Genomic DNA, 1133 nt, shown 5'->3' with positions numbered 1-1133 from the left:
CCAGGCGACGGAATAAGTGAAATCTTTGGTTTCTTCAAAGCGAGTTATAACTTCGTCAAGATTTGCACATTTGTAGGTTGTTTCTTCAATCAGGCTTGAAGTAATTGGCTTGAGCTTAATTGTTGCGTCAAGAATGACACCGGTAAGGCCCATCCCTCCACAAGTAGCATGAAAAAGTTCTGATTTCTGAGACGGACTTGAAACTACTTTGGAACCGTCTCCCAGGAGAATTTTCATTTCGAGAACGTGATCACAAAATGTGCCTTCAACATGATGATTCTTTCCGTGCACATCACAGGCAATTGCTCCACCAACGGATACAAAACGAGTTCCAGGAGTGACGGGCAAAAACCAGCCACGAGGAACAAACACTTTGAGGATCTCATCCAGAGAAACCCCAGATTCACAGCGAACAATTCCAGTTTTGGAATCAAAAGAAATGAAGCGGTCTAGTGAGTTGGTGGAAAGCGTGATGTCTCCCAACGCGGAATCACCATAGCTTCGGGCTAATCCACGTGGCGTGACTTCATTGCTCATCCCTCGGAGGAGTTTTTCAGTGTCAAATTCATTCTTTGGAGTGAAGTTTTCCGCTTCGACACGTGGATACCTTCCCCAACTAAACAGTTCGGTTTTCATCAAGATTCCTTCGACTGAGAAAAGACATATTTTTTGTCAAGTTGATATTTCACTAAATAGCCGATGATCAGCCCCACTGCACCGCCCAGCAGCCTCATTCCTTCTTCCTGGAACCAAAGCTGGAACAAGGCTTCAGCCCCCCAAAAAATTGAAGTAGTAACAACTGCCATCAAGACATAGAGGACAAAAATACGTGAGTCATGGAACAGATTGTTTGCAGTGAAATTGAAAATATATTTTTTGTCTAGAACATATTTAATTGGCAACCCAACAGCAGTTCCAACTAGGACAGATATCGTGATGGCAAATTCACCCTCATACAAACGCAAGAAAGCTGCCTGGCTCCCTAAATTTGCTAACAGTGCAAGAGTGGCAAATACCGAGTAGAGGAATGCTATTTTCATTCGTGCAGTCATCAGAGGACCATTGCCAATAAGAAGACCAAACCGATTGTGGCGGCAAGCCAATAACTTGGTTTGTCCTTAAGTGCAAAAACA

Annotated in this window: 2 protein-coding genes; both read right to left on the bottom strand. The window is 43.6% G+C overall.

What is annotated here, in order from left to right; translation table 11 throughout:
• A partial coding sequence (locus tag Q0362_RS03305; RefSeq protein WP_298119744.1) for an FAD-binding oxidoreductase occupies positions 1-636 on the bottom strand: 636 nt, incomplete at its 3' end.
• Positions 636-1052, bottom strand: coding sequence for a GtrA family protein (locus Q0362_RS03300; protein WP_298119742.1), 417 nt, complete (start codon positions 1050-1052; stop codon positions 636-638). The genes Q0362_RS03305 and Q0362_RS03300, both read right to left, overlap by 1 nt.
• Positions 1053-1133: the final 81 nt, after the last annotated feature.

This window comes from uncultured Aurantimicrobium sp. (assembly GCF_936931525.1).
Classification (GTDB): Bacteria; Actinomycetota; Actinomycetes; order Actinomycetales; family Microbacteriaceae; genus Aurantimicrobium.
The sequence above is the reverse complement of the archived record's forward strand: the minus strand, read 5'-3'. Positions and strand labels throughout refer to the sequence as shown.